The 18,366-nt window shown below is 68.3% G+C and carries 15 protein-coding genes; all 15 read right to left on the reverse strand.

Going from position 1 to position 18,366, the window contains the following annotated elements; genetic code table 11:
• Nucleotides 1-53 precede the first annotated feature (53 nt).
• The 15 genes from ACO1BU_RS22020 to ACO1BU_RS22090 all read right to left on the reverse strand — a co-directional run bounded on the left by ACO1BU_RS22020 (nucleotide 54) and on the right by ACO1BU_RS22090 (nucleotide 18,225).
• The gene (locus ACO1BU_RS22020; protein WP_424138118.1) at nucleotides 54-491 is read right to left on the reverse strand and encodes a c-type cytochrome; all 438 of its coding nucleotides are present in this window, start codon (nucleotides 489-491) and stop codon (nucleotides 54-56) included.
• A 68-nt stretch (nucleotides 492-559) separates the two neighbouring features.
• On the reverse strand, nucleotides 560-3,796 hold the full coding sequence (locus ACO1BU_RS22025; RefSeq protein WP_424138119.1) for an efflux RND transporter permease subunit: 3,237 nt from the start codon (nucleotides 3,794-3,796) through the stop codon (nucleotides 560-562).
• The gene (locus ACO1BU_RS22030; RefSeq protein WP_424138120.1) at nucleotides 3,793-5,370 is read right to left on the reverse strand and encodes an efflux RND transporter periplasmic adaptor subunit; all 1,578 of its coding nucleotides are present in this window, start codon (nucleotides 5,368-5,370) and stop codon (nucleotides 3,793-3,795) included. The genes ACO1BU_RS22025 and ACO1BU_RS22030 overlap by 4 nt, the downstream gene beginning before the upstream one ends.
• Nucleotides 5,367-6,689, reverse strand: coding sequence for a TolC family protein (locus tag ACO1BU_RS22035; protein WP_424138121.1), 1,323 nt, complete (start codon nucleotides 6,687-6,689; stop codon nucleotides 5,367-5,369). Before ACO1BU_RS22035 ends, ACO1BU_RS22030 begins: the two co-directional genes overlap by 4 nt.
• A gap of 1 nt (nucleotide 6,690) precedes the next feature.
• Nucleotides 6,691-7,098 (reverse strand): FixH family protein, encoded by a 408-nt coding sequence (locus ACO1BU_RS22040; protein ID WP_424138122.1) that lies wholly within the window; start codon nucleotides 7,096-7,098, stop codon nucleotides 6,691-6,693.
• Between the two features lie 170 nt (nucleotides 7,099-7,268).
• The gene (locus tag ACO1BU_RS22045; protein WP_424138123.1) at nucleotides 7,269-7,634 is read right to left on the reverse strand and encodes a hypothetical protein; all 366 of its coding nucleotides are present in this window, start codon (nucleotides 7,632-7,634) and stop codon (nucleotides 7,269-7,271) included.
• Between the two features lie 221 nt (nucleotides 7,635-7,855).
• A protein-coding gene (locus ACO1BU_RS22050) for an IS630 family transposase (RefSeq protein ID WP_424138124.1) occupies nucleotides 7,856-8,916 on the reverse strand; the annotation gives its coding sequence in 2 pieces (ribosomal slippage) (nucleotides 7,856-8,430 and nucleotides 8,430-8,916; 1,062 coding nt in all).
• A 413-nt stretch (nucleotides 8,917-9,329) separates the two neighbouring features.
• A complete protein-coding gene (locus ACO1BU_RS22055; RefSeq protein ID WP_424138125.1) occupies nucleotides 9,330-9,632 on the reverse strand; it encodes a hypothetical protein in 303 nt (100 codons plus the stop codon).
• A 106-nt stretch (nucleotides 9,633-9,738) separates the two neighbouring features.
• Nucleotides 9,739-10,011, reverse strand: a complete 273-nt coding sequence (locus ACO1BU_RS22060) for a hypothetical protein (RefSeq protein WP_424138126.1) — start codon at nucleotides 10,009-10,011, stop codon at nucleotides 9,739-9,741.
• A gap of 23 nt (nucleotides 10,012-10,034) precedes the next feature.
• Nucleotides 10,035-13,280 (reverse strand): efflux RND transporter permease subunit, encoded by a 3,246-nt coding sequence (locus ACO1BU_RS22065; protein ID WP_424138127.1) that lies wholly within the window; start codon nucleotides 13,278-13,280, stop codon nucleotides 10,035-10,037.
• Nucleotides 13,281-13,293: 13 nt separating this feature from the next.
• Nucleotides 13,294-14,556 carry an efflux RND transporter periplasmic adaptor subunit gene (locus ACO1BU_RS22070; RefSeq protein WP_424138128.1) on the reverse strand — a complete coding sequence of 421 codons (1,263 nt, stop codon included), beginning with the start codon at nucleotides 14,554-14,556 and terminating at the stop codon, nucleotides 13,294-13,296.
• The gene (locus tag ACO1BU_RS22075; protein WP_424138129.1) at nucleotides 14,556-15,860 is read right to left on the reverse strand and encodes a TolC family protein; all 1,305 of its coding nucleotides are present in this window, start codon (nucleotides 15,858-15,860) and stop codon (nucleotides 14,556-14,558) included. The genes ACO1BU_RS22070 and ACO1BU_RS22075 overlap by 1 nt, the downstream gene beginning before the upstream one ends.
• A gap of 86 nt (nucleotides 15,861-15,946) precedes the next feature.
• The gene (locus tag ACO1BU_RS22080) at nucleotides 15,947-16,276 is read right to left on the reverse strand and encodes a hypothetical protein (RefSeq protein WP_424138130.1); all 330 of its coding nucleotides are present in this window, start codon (nucleotides 16,274-16,276) and stop codon (nucleotides 15,947-15,949) included.
• A 190-nt stretch (nucleotides 16,277-16,466) separates the two neighbouring features.
• Entirely contained in the window at nucleotides 16,467-17,093 is a 627-nt protein-coding gene (locus ACO1BU_RS22085) for a cation diffusion facilitator family transporter (RefSeq protein ID WP_424138131.1), read from the reverse strand.
• A 232-nt stretch (nucleotides 17,094-17,325) separates the two neighbouring features.
• Nucleotides 17,326-18,225 (reverse strand): MBL fold metallo-hydrolase, encoded by a 900-nt coding sequence (locus ACO1BU_RS22090; RefSeq protein ID WP_424138132.1) that lies wholly within the window; start codon nucleotides 18,223-18,225, stop codon nucleotides 17,326-17,328.
• Nucleotides 18,226-18,366 lie beyond the last annotated feature (141 nt).

The following is an 18,366-nucleotide window of genomic DNA, read 5'->3' on the forward strand; positions in this document are numbered from 1 at the left end:
GCGAAGACAGCCATGCGGGCCGGGGACCAAGGCGCGGCTTGGTCCCCGGCCCGTCACCCAGAGTTCTCCTTCCAGGAACGGCTCTGGCGCTCCTGCAAGGCACGCTCGCGATCCGGCCAGGTGCTCTTGATGAACGCCAAGACCGCTCGGATTTCGATGTCCGTCAGAACACCGCCGAAGCCCGGCATGTCGCTTTCATAGCCGCCCCCCACGACCGCCGACGTGCCGTCCCGGGTGATGCGGAGCAAAACGGCATCGGGATGGTGCCAAGTATGGCCCGATGCGTCGTGCGGGGGCGCCGGGAGCCTGCCATCAGCCCTGCGCGATTGCCAAGCTGGCTGGCCTTCCAGGTTGCCCCCATGGCACTGCGCACACTGTTCGCCATAGATGCGATGCCCCAGGGCGACCTGAACCGGATCACCGGGGTCGATTGCGGCCGGGTCAGAGACCGCCCGATCGCGCCAAAGCAATAGCGCGGCAGCGATCACCATCGCCGCGAACAGGCTGGCGGCCCCGGCAGTCAGCCACTTTCGCCGCCATGGACTTCGGCTCGGCTCCCTCACCGCTTGCCCTCCGCCCGGCCAGGGGCGGCGCCACTGCCCAACATTATGGGCGCCGTCATCGCGCGATGGCCCCCGTCTGCCGCGCCAAGGGCTGCCGGAGTCCGCGCTGCCGCTCGCTCGGCCCGCGGCAGCGGCCAACCCTTGAGCAGGCCGTAGATGGCCGGGATCACGAGAAGGGTCAGCACGGTTGAGGAGACCATGCCGCCGACCATCGGGACGGCGATACGCTGCATGAGCTCCGAGCCGGTGCCGGTGCTCCAGAGGATCGGCAGCAGCCCCGCCATGATGGCCGTCACCGTCATCATCTTCGGCCGCACGCGCTCGACAGCACCTTCCATGATGGCAAGCCGCAAGTCCTCCCGCGTCAGCGGCCTCCCATGGATGCGGCAGCGTTCACGCGCCTGGACCAGCGCATGGTCCAGATAGATCAGCATGATGACGCCGGTTTCCGCCGCCACTCCGGCCAGCGCGATGAACCCGACCGCGACGGCAACGGACATGTTGAATTGCATCAAGAACATGAGCCAGACGCCGCCAACGAGGGCGAAGGGCACCGAAAGCATGACAATGAGGGTCTCAGTGAGCCGTCCGAAGTTCAGATAGAGCAGCACGAAGATGATGAGCAGGGTGACCGGCACGACGATGGCCAACTTCGCCTTGGCGCGCTGCATGTACTCGAACTGGCCGCTCCACTCGACGTGGTATCCAGGGGGCATTCGCACCTTTTCGGCGACCGCCCGCTGCGCGTCAGCCACGTAGCCGCCAATGTCGCGGCCGTGCATGTCGACATAGACGTAGTTCACCAGCTGCGCGTTCTCGGTCCGGATCGTCGGTGGGCCGCGTTTCAGGTTGACGGTGGCCAGCTGCCCGAGTGGGACGGCGGCGCCCTGCATGTTCTGCACGAGGACCTGGGTCGCGATTCCTTGTGGGTCGTTGCGCAGGCCGCGCGGGTAGCGGACGTTGACCGTGTAGCGGGCGCGGCCCTCGACTGTGGTGGTGACCGGCTCTCCGCCGAGCGCCGTGGCAATGGTCTCCTGGAGGTCGCCGACGGTCAGGCCGTAGCGGGCCAATGCCGACCGATCCGGCTCGACCTCAAGGTAGTAGCCGCCCTCGACGCGCTCCGCGAAGGCGCTGGTCGTGCCGGGCACCGCCCGCACTGCGGCCTCCACCTCGCGCGAGAGGCGGTCGATGCCCGCGAGGTCCGGGCCGTAGACCTTCACACCGACCGGGGTGCGGATCCCGGTCGAGAGCATGTCGGTGCGGGCCTTAATGGGCATGGTCCAGGCGTTGCTGACCCCCGGCATCCGGAGCGCCGCGTCCATCTCCGCGATCAAGGAATCGACTGAGACGCCCGGACGCCATTCGGCTTCCGGCTTGAGATTGATGATGGTCTCGAACATCTCCGTCGGTGCCGGGTCAGTTGCCGTCGCCGCGCGGCCCGCCTTGCCGTAGACGCTCGCCACCTCAGGGAAGCTCCGGATGACCCGGTTTTGGGTCTGCAGGAGCTCGGCCGCCTTGGTGACAGACAGGCCGGGCAGGCTGACCGGCATATACATCAGCGTCCCCTCGTTCAGCGTCGGCATGAACTCACTGCCGAGCCGGGCCAGGGGCCAAGCGGTCGCGCCGATCGCGATGATCGCAACCAGGATGGTCAGCGTCTTGGCCCGGAGGACGCCCGCGATCAGGGGGCGGTAGAGCCAGATGAGCAGCCGGTTCACCGGGTTCCGGCGCTCGGGCATAATCCGACCGCGGATGAACAGCAGCATCAACACCGGCACCAGGGTCACCGACAGCAGGGCACCGCCCGCCATGGCGAAGGTCTTGGTGAAGGCGAGCGGCCGGAACATGCGGCCCTCCTGGTCCTCCAGTGTGAAGACCGGCAGGAAGGACACGGTGATGATGGCCAGGCTGAAGAACAGCGCCGGGCCCACCTCGACGGCCGCTTCCGTCAGCACCTGGACGCGGGGCGCCCCCGGCTCCGCCTGCTCAAGCCGCTTATGGGCGTTTTCAATCATCACGATGGCTGCATCCACCATGGCGCCGAGGGCGATAGCGATGCCGCCCAAGGACATGATGTTTGAACTCAAGCCGAGCAGGTGCAGCAGGGCCATGGCGATGAGTACGCCGACCGGCAGCATCAGGATGGCCACGAGGGCGCTGCGGACGTGCAAAAGGAAAACGACGCAGACCACCGCGACGATGAGGCTTTCCTCCACGAGCGTGTGCTTCAGGGTCTCGATGGCGCGGCCGATGAGGTCGGAGCGGTCGTAGACAGAGGAAACGGTCACCCCCTCAGGCAGGCTGCCCGCGACCTCCGCCAACCGCCGCTTGACGCTGTCGATGACTGTGAGCGCGTTCTGGCCCTCGCGCTGGAGCGCGATGCCGCTGACCACCTCGCCCTCGCCATTCAGCTCGGCGATGCCGCGACGTTCCTCGGGACCGAGCTCGACCCGGGCAACGTCCCGCAACAGGACGGGGACCCCGTTCTGCATGGTGAGGGCAATTTGCTCGATGTCTGAGGTGCCCCGCAGATAGCCGCGCCCACGGACCAGGTACTCCGTCTCTGACATTTCGACCGAGCGGCCGCCGACGTCGCGGTTACTGGCGCGGATGGCCTCGGTAACTCGCGAGAGCGGGATGCGGTAGGCCTGGAGGCGCTGGGGGTCCACGACGACCTGGTACTGCTGGACGAAGCCGCCGACGCTGGCGACCTCGGCGACGCCGTTTGCCCGGGCAAGCTGGTAGCGGAGGAACCAGTCCTGGATGGACCGCAGCTCGGCCAAGGTGCGCTGCGCCCCCGTAACAACATACTGGTAGACCCAGCCCACGCCGGTGGCGTCTGGTCCCAGCGAGGGCGTCACCCCCTCAGGGAGGCGCCGCGCGGCCTGGCTGAGATACTCGAGCACCCGGGAGCGGGCCCAGTACAGGTCGGTGCCGTCCTCGAAAACCACGTAGACGAAGGATGAGCCGAAGAAGGAGAAGCCGCGGACCGTCTTCGACCGCGGAACCGTCAGGAGGGCCGTGGTCAAGGGATAGGTCACCTGGTCCTCGACCACCTGCGGCGCCTGTCCGGGGTAGTCGGTGTAGACGATGACCTGGACGTCGGAGAGGTCCGGGACGGCGTCGAGCGGGGTGTTGCGCACCGCCCAGACCCCGGTTCCGATGACGAACAGCGTGGCGAGTAGCACCAGGAAAGGGTTCGCAGCCGACCAGCGGATGACGCGGGCGATCATCGCGGCTGTTCCTGCCCAGGAGTGGGAGCCGGGGGCGCGGCGAAGGCCTGCAGTGCCGCCCGCAGATTGCTCTCGGCGTCGATCAGGAAGTTGGCGCCGACCACAACCCGCTCCCCTGCCCCGACCCCTTGCCGGATTTCGACCCGGCCATCGGCCCTGCGGCCGGTCGCCACTGTGCGGGGCTCATAGCGCCCAGGGGTGCGCTCCACGAGAACGACCTGCCGGGTGCCGCTGTCGAGCACTGCGGAGTCCGGCACGGCGACCACAGGCGCGGTGCCCAGGGGCGCCGCGATCTCCACGGTCGCGTACATGTCGGGCTTGAGCAGACTCTCCGGGTTGGGGATCTCGATCCGCACCCGGGCCGTGCGCGTGGCCGCGTTCAGTGTCGGGTAGACGAAGGTGACCTTCCCCGTGAACCGGCGGTCCGGATAGGCCGTCAAGGCGATGCTGGCCTCCTGCCCAGGGCCGATAAGGCCCAGGTCCTGCTCGAAGACGTCGGCAAGCAGCCAGACGGTCGAGAGGTCACCGATGCGGAAGAGCGTCTCGCCGGGCGCGAAGCGCATGCCCTGCAGCGCGGCCTTCTCCAGGACCACGCCATCCATGGGCGAGGTCAGCGTCAGCGCGCGACCAACTGTGCCGGTGCGCTGGAGACGGGCAATCTCATCCGCAGGCAGGTCGAAGTTGCGCAGCCGCTCCAGGGCGGCCGCGGCGACGCCCCCGCCCATCCGGCGGGCGATGACGTACTCCTGCTCGGCGAGCGCCAGGTCGGGGCTGTAAACTTCGAATAACGGCTGGCCGCGGCGCACCGGTTGCCCGGTCTCGTTGACCAGCAGCCGCTGGATCCAGCCCTCGAAGCGCGGGGCAACGACCACGAGACGGCGCTCGTCGACGGCGATGGCGCCGACTGCGCGGATGGAGCGGGTCAGCGCGCGCTCGATCGCCGGCTCGGTGCGGACGCCGAGCATCTGAACGCGTTCAGGGCTGACAGTGACGGTCCCGGCGGGCTGGTTGGCCTCGTCCTCGTAGACGGGGATGTAGTCCATGCCCATCGAATCCTTCTTGGGCACTGGCGAGGTGTCCGGCAGACCCATCGGGTTGCGGTAGTAGACAATCCGGCCGCGACCCGCCGGTGCCGTCGACGCGGGTGCTGATACCGGTTGGGGCGCCCCGCCCGCATCCTCGTAGACAGGGAAGAAGTCGCGTCCCTCGGCGGTTTTCCTTGGTGCAGGGGAGTACGCGGGCTTGCCGGATGGGTCCTGGTAATAGAGCGGCTGGCGCGCTGGTTCTGGTGCGGCGGCTGGTGCGGGCGCAGATGGCGCCTGCTCGTCCTCCTCATAGACCGGAACGTAGTCGCGGCCCTGCGCGTCCTTTTTCGGGGTCGGCGAGAAGTCCGGCCCGCCCGAGGGATCCCTGTAGTAGAGCGGCTGACGCGCGGGAGATGCGGTCTGCGCCGTGGCTAACCCGACGACGGCGACAGGTAGATGACCAGCTAGCCAATGGCCGCCGGCCCCGGCCGTGGCCGTGGCCACCGCAAGGACAGCCCCCGAAGTGAGGAGGATGCGGCGCCCGGTCACAGTTCACCCCCGACCAAGCGCTCGATCGTCGCCCGTTGACGCTGCCCGTCGAATTCGGCGGAAAGGAGCTGCAGGCGGAACTCGGTCAGGTCGTTCTGCGCCCGCAGGACGGTTGCCAAGTCCACCTTGCCGAAGCCGTACCCAGCCGTCCCGGAGCGCACAAGCGCCTCGGCCTGCGGCAGGAGCTGGCGCCGAATCAGATCTACGGTCCGGCGGCTTCCCTCGGCTCCTGCCGCGGCATCCGCCAAGTCCCCCCTGATCTGCTGCTCGCGGGCCTCAAGCCGTGCTCGGGCGGCTCCGGCCTGTGCTCCTGCTTCCCGCGTCTGCGCCTCTCGCAGACCCCATTGGAGCGGGACCTTCATCCCGATCCATGCTTGGTAGCCGGTCGGCCCATAGCTTCCGCGGTCAATGGCTGCGGCGCCCACGGCCACGTCGGGATACCAGTTCCTCTCGGTCAGGGTCCGGTTGGTCTCGGCCCCCTGGACAGCGGCGGCATCCGCGGCCAGCGCCGGGTTGGCGCGCCGCGCACGGTCTACCAACCGGCCGACCTCCAGCGTGCGGGCATCAGGCAGTGGCGGGAGCCGCTCGGGCGGCGCAAGAGGCGCATCGGCCGGACGGTTCAGGAGCGCGTTTAGCTGCCCTTGCGCACTCCTGAGAGAAGCCTCGAGCCGCAGGATCTCGGCGGCCACACGGGTGGTCTCGACCTCGGCCCGAAACACCTCCTGCTGCTCGCTGCGGCCCTGAGCGTAACGTTCCCGGGCGACCTGGGCGATACTTTGAACCGTCCGGCGCTGATCAGCCGCCCGCCGAACGGCCTGATGAGACGTGTAATAGCGGGCGAAGGCGACCTTGACCCGTTCGAGCAGCTCGGCCTCCGCGGCCTGGGCCTGCGCCGCCATCTGCCCGGCCTCGGCACGGGCAACCTGCCGCCGCAAGTCGCGCCTTCCCCAGAGCGGGAACTCCTGCTCGAAGCTGTAGATCATCATGTTCTGCCGGGGCCCGGAGTTCCGGGGCATCTCGTCCGACATCACGCGGACCGTCGGGTCGGGAAACGACCCGGCGATCTGCACGCGAGCTTGGGCAGCCGCGGTGTCGAGTGCGCGGGCGGCGAGTTCGGGACTGAGTTGGCGCGCAGCACCAAGGACGCTCTCCAGCGTGGCGCCGGGGAGTGATCCTCCCGAGGCCCGCTGTGCCGATGTGGACTGGCTATGGCCAGGCCCCGCCAGGAGCGCGAGCGTCAGACCAAGCGCGAGGGCCGTACCGGGCTTACGCCCGGCACGCCATGGGGCCGTTGAGGCCCCCCATATCTGGCGCGGCATCTCATCGAGCCGCGCTGAAGGTGACCGTGGCGCGCACCGTTTCCGGCTCGCCCTGGACCTTGGCGCTCAATGTGAGCGCCCAATTTCCGGCCATGCCTGTGTCGACCTGGAACCGGTAGGTGCCCGGCTGCTGGCCCGCCTGCGGGGCGACGTTGCCCGTCATGGTGGGCATGCCCGCGGGCGCCATGTCAGCCTTGGTCTGGAAGATGACAGCGTCCGGCACCGGCCTACCGTCCGACACTCGGACGAGGCGGACAGTGACATCCGTCTTGCCAGGGCCAGCGGCCCGGGCGTTGGCGAGCTCGAAGCGGTAATCGTTAGCGGCGGCGAAGGCGCCGGGGGCGAGGAAAGTGGCCGCGAGGGCAGTGCCGGTGCCGAGCACGACGGCGCGCAAGAACGTGGAAAACACCGTTGAATCCCATTCCATGGGCCGCCCGCACCTATTGGCGAGCGGCTGAGTTCGTCTGGAGGAATCCCGCTCGCTTCCGATGGCAACCAGAACGCTGAGGCATTGGCCACAGGCAAACGGACGCGCGGAAGAGCGAGAGTGAATCGCGATTGCCCCGAGGGGCATGCGGCTCAGACGAAGTGGATGGGAGGGCCGATGAAGGGCTCGGGCGTGATGCCCTCAGGAAGGCCGGACGCACTCCAGTATGAAATCCGGTCCCAGACAAGACGCTCGGCCATGCGCATAGGCAGCGCAGGAAGAGCGACCGTAAAGATACAACCTAGATCAACCACGCAGCCAGGGACCTGGTCGTTGCAAGGAGGCGCTGAAGTGTCGTGACACGGCGTCGCGGCATCATTCCCGCCGCCTTGGTCAGTCATCATGGCCATACGCATACCGTCCGCCTTCGCGGACGGCAGGTTCTGCACCAGACCTGCGCCGAGCAGGGCGCAAATCGTGATGACAGCAATAACCAGCCTGGCGAGGCGGGAGGACATCACAACACCTTAGCCTCGAATCAGTGCGAATTGAAGGCGCTCGTAACTCAGACTGTCCATGCAGGTGCCACATCGCGGGCGGCGAGGAGATAAGCGCCGAGCTAGCACCAACACACTCACCAAGGTGGCCAGCATCTCGCCAGTGCCAAACCTCGAGCTTTGATGCTAGCCCCAAACTACTTTCATGTTGCGGTATCATAAAACACCTTATACCAACCGCCTCAGGTTTTGACCTGCGCCCAGGGGCGGCGTGTGATGGAGGCGATCTGCTCGGGCGTGCTCATCAGCGTGGACCAGGCGTGACAGCATGCGTCGACAATGGCGTCGTAGCTTTCCCACACGCGATGGCTGAGCAGGTTCTGGCGTAGGAACTCCCAGACGTTCTCCAACGGGTTCAACTCCGGTGCGTAGCGCGGCAGCGGCAGCAGGCTGATGTTCTCGGGCAGGTGCAGCCTGGGTGAGGTGTGCCAGCCTGCGCCGTCGAGCACGAGAACGGCGTGCGCGCCCTTGCTCACGCAGCGGCTGATCTCGGCCAGGTGGATGTTCATGGCCTCCACATTGACGTCCGGCAGCACGACAGCGGCCCCGACGGCGCGCTCGGGACAGACTGCACCGAAGAGCCAGGCCCAGGTATAGCGGTGATCGCGCACGGCACGTGGGCGCGTGCCCCGCTTCGCCCATATCCGTGTCAGCGTGCCCTGCTGGCCGACACGGGCCTCGTCCATGAACCAGACCTCAAGGGGTGTGCCGGGGGCGACCTCGCTGACGGCCTCCTTCACCCGATCAGTGAAGCCCCCCTAAAGGCCGCTTGCGCGGCCGGGTCGCTCTGCGGGTGCTGTGGCCGGACCGACAGGCGGCGGAAGCGCAGCCTGGTCAGGAGCTTGCCAACCGTGCGCTCATGCAGGCTGACCCGGAACTCGCTCCTGATCCGCTCCTGCAGATCGCGGCAGCGCCAGCGCACGACGCCATCGCGCTCCAGTTCCGGCCCTTCCTCGACCCAGCGGGCGACCAGAGCCTCCTGCTCGCTTGAGAGCCGTGGAGCCGGGCCCGGAGCACGGCGGTTCATCAGCCCGGCTGTCCCCTCGGCGTTGTAGCGGTGCACCCAGTCGCGAAGCGTCTGACGGTCCATGCCACAACTCTTGGCCGCTTCTTCGCGCGAGTGCCCCTCCAGCACCAGCGCGATCGCCAGCATCCGGCGCGCCGCGTCTGCATCACGGCTCCGGGCCGCTGACCTCCGGAGTTCGGCAGCCGATAGATCCTGCCGCGTGATCGCCAAGGCCATCCCAACCTCCCGAACCAACCGCCGGAAGGAGCGAATCACATCCGCAGCACGGGTGGGATCACATCCGAGTCAGCAACCAAGGCGACTGGTATTAGCGTGGCTGCGGTCGGGGGCCTGACCGCGACCACGCCGCGGCGCGCTGAATTGAGCGGCTGATCAACGAACGAGGAGCCCGTGACATGGGCGAACCGGGTGCCGGGACATTCCGGCGCCCTCCGTGGAGAGACGGGAGAGCAGCGGCGCGGACTTGGCTTGCGCCGTGGCGTCCGCCATGGAGCCGCGAACGAAGAATGGTTCGGATCAGCCCCTTGTGGCTGCCTGAAGCACGTCAACAATGCCGTAGCGGCTCATAAATGGTGGTCCGGCCTATTCAGCATTAACGAGGCGGTGGGCTGACGCCCGGTGCCGCTCCATCAAGGATTTGGATGGATTTGGATGCACTCGCTCCCAGGAGGCTGCCTTCCCAGTTCCGAAAGGCAGAGGGCCAACGCACCATCCTTGACCAGGTGGTAGGCGAAGGTCCGGGTGCTGTAGGACACCGCCGCAATCTGCCAGCCCTCGGCGACCAAGCGCGGAAGCGACTGGGTGAGCGGTACGCTGTGCACCGGCGCGAACGGGACGTCGTATTCCTGCGGGGCCGCAGGCGCCTGGGCCGAGGCACCCTGGACCGAAGCGATCCACAAGGCGCCGACGGCGAGAAAGGATTTCAGGGTCATGGGACCACCTCATCGGGTTAAGGGGGACGGCTAGCCGCCCGCACCGGCGCGTGCCCCTGCGGCCGCCGATGCCCGCACGGGGCACCGACGACCGCGGGGGAACGTCTCAGAACCTCGCCTGCCCGCTACGGCCGCCCGGGTTCTTGATCTGCAGCGTGATCGGCGTCCCCCGGGTGACAGGGCTCGACGCCGTGCCGGTCAGCGTGTTCTCCGCTCCCGGGGTGAGCTGGACGACCTGGCGTGACTGGCCGGACCCGACCAGGGCCGAGGCCGTGTACCCGGCCGCAGGAACCGGCTTCCCAGCCTCGTCATAGAGGTGGACGGTGAGCGTGCGCTCCGCGGACAGGAGTTCGGCGTGAATTCCGACGACGTCCTGCATGCGGCCGCTCCCCGGGGTTTCGGTCACTCGGCTGGGGCGGGTCGTGCCCCGGCCGGGATTCCTTCGCTCGCCGCGGGCGCGTGGACGCGGCCGAAGCGGACGTAGAGGGCGGGCAGCACCAGCAGGGTGAGCAGCGTCGCGCTGATCAGCCCGCCGATGACGACGGTCGCCAACGGCTTCTGGACCTCGGCACCGGCGCCAGTCGCGATAGCCATGGGGACGAAGCCCAGCGACGCGACGAGCGCCGTCATGGCCACCGGCCGGAGCCGGGTCATGGCGCCCTGGAACACCGCGTCCCGCAGGGACAGATGACCCTGCTCCATCAGGCCCCGGATGGACGTCGCCATCACCAACCCGTTCAGCACCGCGACGCCGGACAGGGCGATGAAGCCGACTGCGGCCGGAACCGAGAAGGGCATGTCGCGAAGCCAGAGGGCCAGCAGCCCACCTGAGAGGGCGAGCGGCACGCCGGTGAACACCAGGATGGCGTCCCGCACGGAACCGAGGGCCGCGTAGAGCAGGACGATGATCAGCAGGAAGCAGGCGGGCACCACGACACTCAGCCGTTCCCGGGCCTTGGCCAGGTTCTCGAACTGGCCGCCCCAGGTGATGGTATAACCGGGCGGCAGCTGCACCTCGCGCTCCACCCGCGCCTGCGCCTCGGCGACAATGGAGCCGATATCCCGCCCGCGGGCGTTCGCCTGGACCACGACGCGGCGCCGCCCCTGCTCGCGGCTGATCTGGTTCGGGCCCTCAACCACCCGGAGCGTCGCCAGCTGCTGCAGGGGCACCGACGCCGCGGGACGCCCCGCCACGGGCGGCAGCGGCACCGGCAGGCTTCGGAGGGTTTCGAAGTTGCCGCGTTGGGCTTCAGGCAGGCGAACCACGATGGCGAAGCGCCGGTCGCCCTCGTAGACCATCCCGGCCTCGCGGCCCCCGACCGCGGTCGAAATCACGGCCTGCACGTCGGCGACGCTGAGCCCGCGCCGGGCGACCTCGGCCCGGTTCACCGTGATCTCCAGGAAGGGCAGGCCGGTCGCCTGCTCCACCTTCACGTCCTCCGCGCCCTCTATGCCGTTCAGGATCTGAGAAATCTGCCCGGCGGCCTGAAGCATCGGGCCGTACTCGTCACCGAACACCTTCACGGCCAGGTCACCGCGCACGCCCGCCAGCAGCTCGTTGAAGCGCATCTGGATGGGCTGGGTGAACTCAAATGCGTTGCCGGGGATGCCCGCGACCGACCGCTCGATGCGGCGGACCACCTCGTCCTTCGGCAGGGACGGATCCGGCCACTCGGCGCGGGGCTTGAGGATGATGAAGGTGTCCGAGACGTTGGGCGGCATCGGGTCCGACGCCACGTCGGCCGTACCGGTCTTGGAGTAGATGACCTGCACCTCCGGCAGCCGCGAGATGCGACGCTCCAACACGGACTGCATGGCCTGCGACTGCTGCAGCGAGGTGCTGGGGATGCGCATGGCATGCATGGCGACATTGCCCTCGTCCAGTGTCGGGATGAACTCCTGCCCGAGCCGCGAGAACAGGCTGAGGGAGCCCACGAACAGCAGGGCACCCACCGTGATGACGAGGACCGGCGCGCGCAGCGCCCAGCCGATGGCGGGCGCATAGAGCCGCTTCATGCCCCGGACGATCCAGACGTCCTTCTCCTGCACTCGGCCCGTGATCCAGATGGCAATCAGCGCAGGCACCAGGGTCAGGGAGAGCACGAAGGCGAAGGCCAGGGCGATGATGACGGTCAGCGCCATGGGCATGAACATCTTGCCCTCGACGCCTGTGAAGGTGAGGAGCGGAGCGTAGACGAGGATGATGATGGCCTGGCCGTAGAGCGAGGGCCGGATCATCTCCTTCGCGCTCTCGGCGACGGTCCGGAGCCGCTCCTCCAGCGTGAGGCCGCGGCCCTTCTCGTGCTGGCGCTCGGCCAGGTGCCGCAGGCTGTTCTCGGTGATGATGACGGCGCCGTCCACGATGAGGCCGAAGTCGAGGGCGCCCAGGCTCATCAGGTTGGCCGAGATGCCGCCCCGGACCATGCCGAAGGCGGTGAGCAGCATGGTCACCGGGATAGCCAGGGCGGTGATGACGGCCGCCCGGATGTTGCCCAGCATCAGGAACAGGATGGCCACGACGAGGAGCGCGCCCTCGCCGAGGTTCTTGGCCACCGTGTGGATGGTGGAGTCCACGAGGATGCCGCGGTCCAGCACAACAGCCGCCTCGATGCCCCGAGGCAGGATGCGTTTGAGATCGTCCACCCTCTTGTGGACGGCGGCCGCGACGGTCCGGCTGTTCTCGCCGACCAACATCAAGGCGGTGCCGACCACCATCTCCTGGCCATTGCCGCTCGCGCTTCCGGTGCGCGGCGCCTGGCCAGTCGTCACGCGCGCCACGTCGCGCAGCAGGATCGGTACGCCCTCGCGGGTCGCGACAACCACCTGCTCCAATTCGGCGACGCTGGTCACCCGCCCTCCCGAGCGGACCACCAGGCCCTCGCCGCCGCGCTCGACGTAGCCCGCACCGGTGCTGACGTTGTTGCGCTCGACGGCCGAAGTCAGGTCGCTGAAGCTCAGGCCGAGGCCGATGAGCCGCGCGGTGTCGGGCTGGACCACGTACTGCTTGGTGTAGCCGCCGATGGCGTCCACCCCCGCGATGCCCGGCACGTTCCGGAGCTGCGGGCGGATGATCCAGTCCTGGACGGTGCGAAGGTAGGTGGCGCGCTCGGCCTCGGTGGTCAGGCGCTCGCGCTCGGGCGTCAGGTAGGTTCCGTCCGCCTGCCAGCCCGGCGTGCCATCGGGGACGATGTCACCCTGCTTCCGCTCGGCGAAGCGGACCGTCCACATCGTGACCTCGCCCAGGCCGGTCGACACCGGGCCCAGGCGCGGTTCGACACCCTCCGGCATGGCTTCCCGGGCCTCGATGAGCCGCTCGAGGACCTGCTGGCGGGCGAAGTAGATGTCGGTGCTCTCGGTGAACACCGCGGTGACCTGGCTGAAGCCGTTGCGGGAGATGGAGCGCGTGCTTTCCAGCCCCGGGATGCCTGCCAGGGCGGTCTCGATCGGGAAGGTGACCTGCTTCTCGATCTCGTAAGGCGAGAGCGAGGGCGCGAGGGTGTTGATCTGCGCCTGGTTGTTGGTGATGTCCGGGGTCGCGTCGATGGGCAGCCGGGTCAGCGACCAGGCCCCGATAACGGCCGCGATGAGCGCCAGCAGCACCACGGTCCAGCGGTTGCGGACGGAGAAGTCGAGGATGGGTCCGATCATGTCCGGGTGCTCCTCAGTGCGCGTGCCCGGCTTCGGACTTGCTGAGTTCGGCCCGGAGCACGAAGGCGTTGCCCACCGCGACCTCGGTGCCCTCGTCGAGGCCGAAAATGACCTCATAGGAAGTGGCGTCCTCGCGCCCGACCTCGACCTCGCGCAGCTCGAACCCCTCATCGTTCCGCACGAAGACGACCTTCCTGCCCTCAACCTCCTGCACGGCATCGCGGGGCACCAGCACGTCCACCGGCTGCTCGGCGGTCGCGAGGTGGGCGGTGACGAAGCCCCCCGCCTGCCATTTGCCGTCGGTGTTGGGGATCTCCGCCACGGCGCGGGCGGAACGCGTCTCCTGGTCGAGGACCGGGCTCAGGAAGACCACCTTTCCTTCCGTGCGCGCGTCACCCTCGCCGGAGACCATGACCGTCTGGCCCTGGCGAACCATGGGCAGGTCGCGTGGCGGGACGGACATCTCGACCCAGAGCACCGAGAGGTCGGCCACAGAGAAGACCTCGGCATCGGCGGCAACTGACGCCCCCAGGACCGCGTTCCGGGCGGTCACCCGGCCCGCAATGGGTGCCCGGAGCTCCAGGCGCCGCAGCGCGGCGGCTGGCTGGCGCGCCAGGGCGGCGATCTCCTCCTCGGACAGACCAAAGGCCGCCAGCCTGGCGCGGCCGAGGTCGACCTTGATGCGAGCCTCCTCTGCCGCCGCCCGGGCCTGGAGGAACTCCTGCTCGGCCGAGATCTTTTGCCGCCAGAGGCGGGTCTCGCGAGCGAGGGTGGTCTCCGCGAGCGCGGCGCTCCGCGTGGCGGCGAGGAACTCACCCTTGGCGTCCGCCACCTCGCGGCTCTCCAACACCGCCATCACGTCACCCTTCTGGACTTCCTCGCCCAGGCTCTTCCGGACCTCGGCCACGATGCCGCCTAGACGAGCAGTGACCCGCGCCTGCCGGTCCTGGCTCGCGGCGAGGATGCCGGGCACCGAGGTGCGGCTCACCAGGGCGCCGCCGCGGATCGGGGCAACCAGGATGCCAGCCGCCTCGACCTGCTCGGCCGTCATGGCGATGTGGCCTTCCTCGCCGTGCTCCTCCCCCTCGGCGTGACCGTGCCCGTGGCCATGGCCGCCACCCTTGGGGGCTGCGGCGGGCCCCGTGGGACCAGCGCCGACGGCCGATGACACCGGCAGGCCAACGAGGCTCCGGGCGGTTTGGGGAATGACCGGGAAGGCGGTGGCAAGAGCCAGACCGCCGAGGGCGGCACCGGCCATGAGGGTCATGCGGAGCATCACCGGGCACTCCCGTTGGACGGGCTGGAAGGGAGCTGGCCGCGCAGGCGCTCGACGGCGGCGCGGCGGGTGTGGAATTCGCGGTAGGCATCGACGAGCTGGGCGCGGGCGTCGGAGAGGGCGCGCTGGGCGTCGAGGACCTCCAGGAAGGAGAACTTGCCCTCGGCGAAGCCGCCCGACGCGGAGCGCGCGGCCTGCTCGGCCGCCGGAAGGGCCGTGCGCCGGAGGCTCTGGGCGGTCCGCCAGGCCAGGGCTGTGCGCTGCTCGGCCGAGACCAGGGCCGCTGCAAGGGCCGACCGGCCCCGTTCGGCTTCCGCTTCGGCCCGGAGGAGCTCGGCCTGCGCCCTGGCGATTCCGCCCTGGTTGCGGTCGTAGATCGGCAGCGGGATGGAGGCGCCCGCCACGAAGGCGGTCTCCCCGGTGTCCCCGAAACGGCGCACGTCTCCCGAGACGGTCACGTCCGGCACGGCCGTGGCACGCTGGAGGGTGAGGTTGGAGCGCTGCTGCGCAACGGCACCGTCGAGGCGTGCCAGGTCAGGGTTTCCGGCAAGGCGGGCGAGCGGGTCGGCCGGGGTCGGGCGCCCGGGCGCCGGGCCGACGTCGTCGAACCAGGGCTGGCGCGGCGCGAGTTCGACCCGGGGCACCCCGATGAACACGGCGAGGTCGGCAAGGGCGATCTCGAGGTCCCGCTGCGCCCGCTCAGCCGCGATTTCGGCAGTGGCCCGGACGACCTCCGCCCTCTCCGCCTGCAGCGGCGCGTCCCGCCCTGCCTCGACCCGCCCCCTGGCGGCCCGAAGCGTCTCCGAGGCCAGTCGCGCACGCTCCCGCTCAACGCCGACGAGGCGGGAGGCGGCCTCGGCGGTGGCGAGCGCGCTCACCACCTCCCGCGCCAGATCCATTCTCGCCCCCGCGAAGTCGACGTCGGCGAGCTCACCGCTGCGGGCCGCGAGGTCCATCCGCGCCGACCGCTTGCCGCCGAGCTCGATCCTTTGGGCGATGCCGATCGTCGTCTCCAGGGCGCGCCCGCCGCGGTATTCGCCGCGGCCACCGACGCCGCCGAAGTTCTCGAAGGTGCTGCGAAGTTCTGGATTCGGGCGCAGGCGCGCCTGGAGGGCGTCGGAGCGCACTGCTTGCTGGGTCGCCCCGGCGCCGCGGAGCGCGGGCGAGAAGGTCAGCGCCGCCTCAACGGCTTGCCGGGGGGAGATGAGCGTGACCGACCCGGCAGGCGCGCGGGCATCCTGCCCAAGTGCCATGGCCGGGATGGCGGCCAGAGACGCCATCAGCCAGAAAGTTTTGAATCTCATGGAAGTACCTAGCGTTGCGGACCGCTTACGGACCGGTGGCAGGCCCCTTCAGGGCAGCCGAACCGGCCAACGAAAGAGACGGGTCGCTAGGCGCGAGGTGGCTTTGTTGGGAATTCCAACACGCCAGACAGCAGGACGCGTGTCGGCAACGGCGTGGGCATGATTTGGCGCCCGGTCTCATCTGGAAAACCAGCGACGACCTCAGGCGACAGTGGGGTTACCTTGCTGCAAACGTGGTGCGCAGCATGGCAGGGAAGCGTGTCCGGCTCCAATGGGGGATCGTTGGAACCGTCGCTCAATGCCAGCACCTCAATCTGGCCGGCACGGCCAAGCCCTGTCTCCAGGGACAGGTCAGCCGGGCAGCCCATCGGGCACATCGTCGTCAGGAGCATGAACACGCACAACAGCGCCGCCATCCCGCGACGGCAGGCAGCAGCAACTGGCGATGTCAGCCCGGCATACATTCAGCCCGGGGCTCTACTAGATCCGGAATCGGCTGTCACGCGTTGCAGCATATCCTGATGTAACTGCGCGGGTTGTCCTCATCGATCAGAGAGACTGGGCCCGCATGCCCATCTCACACAGGAAGATCTCGCCAAGGCAATCCTATCCACCATGGGCCGCTGAACCTAGGTCAGCCTGAGCATCGCGAATGATCGACCATGCCGATTGCAGGAAGAGGCCGGCAATGACGAATGCCACCACAAGGTCCGGCCAGGCCGTACCGGTCCACCAGACGAGGCCCGCTGCGACCACCACGGCCAGATTGCCGATGGCGTCGTTGCGGCTGAACAGCCAGACGGCCCGGACGTTGGCGTCGCCCTCCCGGTGCGGGATGAGCACCGCCGCGGCGGCGACGTTGACCACCAGGGCGACGATGGCGAAGAGGCCCATCAGCCCGGCTTCGGGCTGGTTCAGCACCAGCACCCGGTAGCCGGTGGTGGCGAGCACGCCCAAGCCGAGCACGGCGAGGAACAGGCCCTGGATGAGGGCGGAGCGGGCGCGCCAGGCGAGGCTCCAGCCGATGGCCAGCAGGCCGAGGAAGCTGATCAGGCCGTCGCCGAGGAAGTCGAGGGCGTCCGCCTTGAGCGCCTGGCTGCCGGAGATGAAGCCGCCAACCATCTCAACCAGGCCGTAGCCGACGTTGAGGCCGACCACGATCCAGAGCGCCCGGCAATAGGCGGGCGTGATATGGGCGAGGTTCTTGGGCAGGTCGTCATCGTCGTCGCTCATCCGGTGCTCCCGAGCCAAGAACGGACCGATGCGTTTATGGGGTGCTGGATCTGAAATAGCGGACCTTCGCGGCGCCCATGGCCATCAAGATGTCGCTTGCTACGAGGTGGCGGGCGCCTTCCGTACATTGGAAGGACCTCAGCACCGCCACCCAGATGCACGGCCCAAGATGACCGTGAGCTCAATGCCGGGATCGCTGGCCGCTTCCGAGTGGCCGTCCAAAACCGCCCGGTCATTCTGCGTCCACTGTCCTGGCAGCGCTCGTCCGAAAGCGGTCAATCGGCAGCTTCAGGTATGAGGTGCCATTCGCTTCGGGCTTCGGCAGACGTCCGCCGCGGAGGTTCACTTGCAATGCGAAGAGCATCATCGCTGGCAGAGGAAGCGTTCGATCGCGCTCCTCCCGCAGCCGAACGAACCCGTCCTCTCCACCGCTGTCCCGTAGGTGAATGTTGGTTGCCTGCTGCTCCGCTACGGTGGACTCCCAACGCGGTTCGCGCCCGCCCGGACGGTAATCGTGGCCGGTGAAGAGGCGTGTCGTCGGTGGCAATGCGAGGATGCTCTGGATGCTGCGGTACAAGGCCCGCGCGTCACCGCCAGGGAAGTCGGCTCGTGCCGTGCCCGCATCCGGCATGAAGAGGGTGTCATGCACGAATGCGGCGTCGCCAACGACGTAGGTGACCGAGGCCGCGGTGTGGCCTGGGGAGAACATCACCCTCACTTCCAAGGCGCCAAGATTGAAGCGGTGACCATCTGCAAACATGTGGTCCCAATAGTCGCGCTCACGAGCTTGGAGATCGGGGATGTTATAGATGTCCGACCAGATCGCCTGAACTGCGAGGGTCTGTTCGCCAATACCTGTTGGCACGCCAAGGCGCTCGCCCAGGTAGGCAACGGCAGAAAGGTGGTCAGCATGTGGGTGGGTGTCGAGCGCCCATTCCGGGATCAATCCGCGCTCCTGGATATAGTTAGCAATCTCGTCGGCTGGCTGGGTCGCAAGGCTGCATGAATTGCGGTCGAAGCCCAACAAGGGGTCGATAACCGCGCATTTCCTTGTTTGCGGATCCGCCACGACGTAGGAGACGCTTCCGGTCTGATCGTCGTAAAAGCCTTGTACGATCGCCTGAGACGGCATTCTGTTCTCCCTGTTGTTGCGCGCTGTCGCCGAAGCCGCGATAGCAGCCAACCTTGGGACACCGAGCACGATGTCTTTCGGCCAATGGCGCCCCCGACGAGGGCCGAGAAGCGCTGAACCCAGCCGGGCGGAGTGGTATCC

This window comes from Roseomonas chloroacetimidivorans (assembly GCF_049629625.1).
Taxonomy (GTDB): domain Bacteria; phylum Pseudomonadota; class Alphaproteobacteria; order Acetobacterales; family Acetobacteraceae; genus Roseomonas; species Roseomonas chloroacetimidivorans.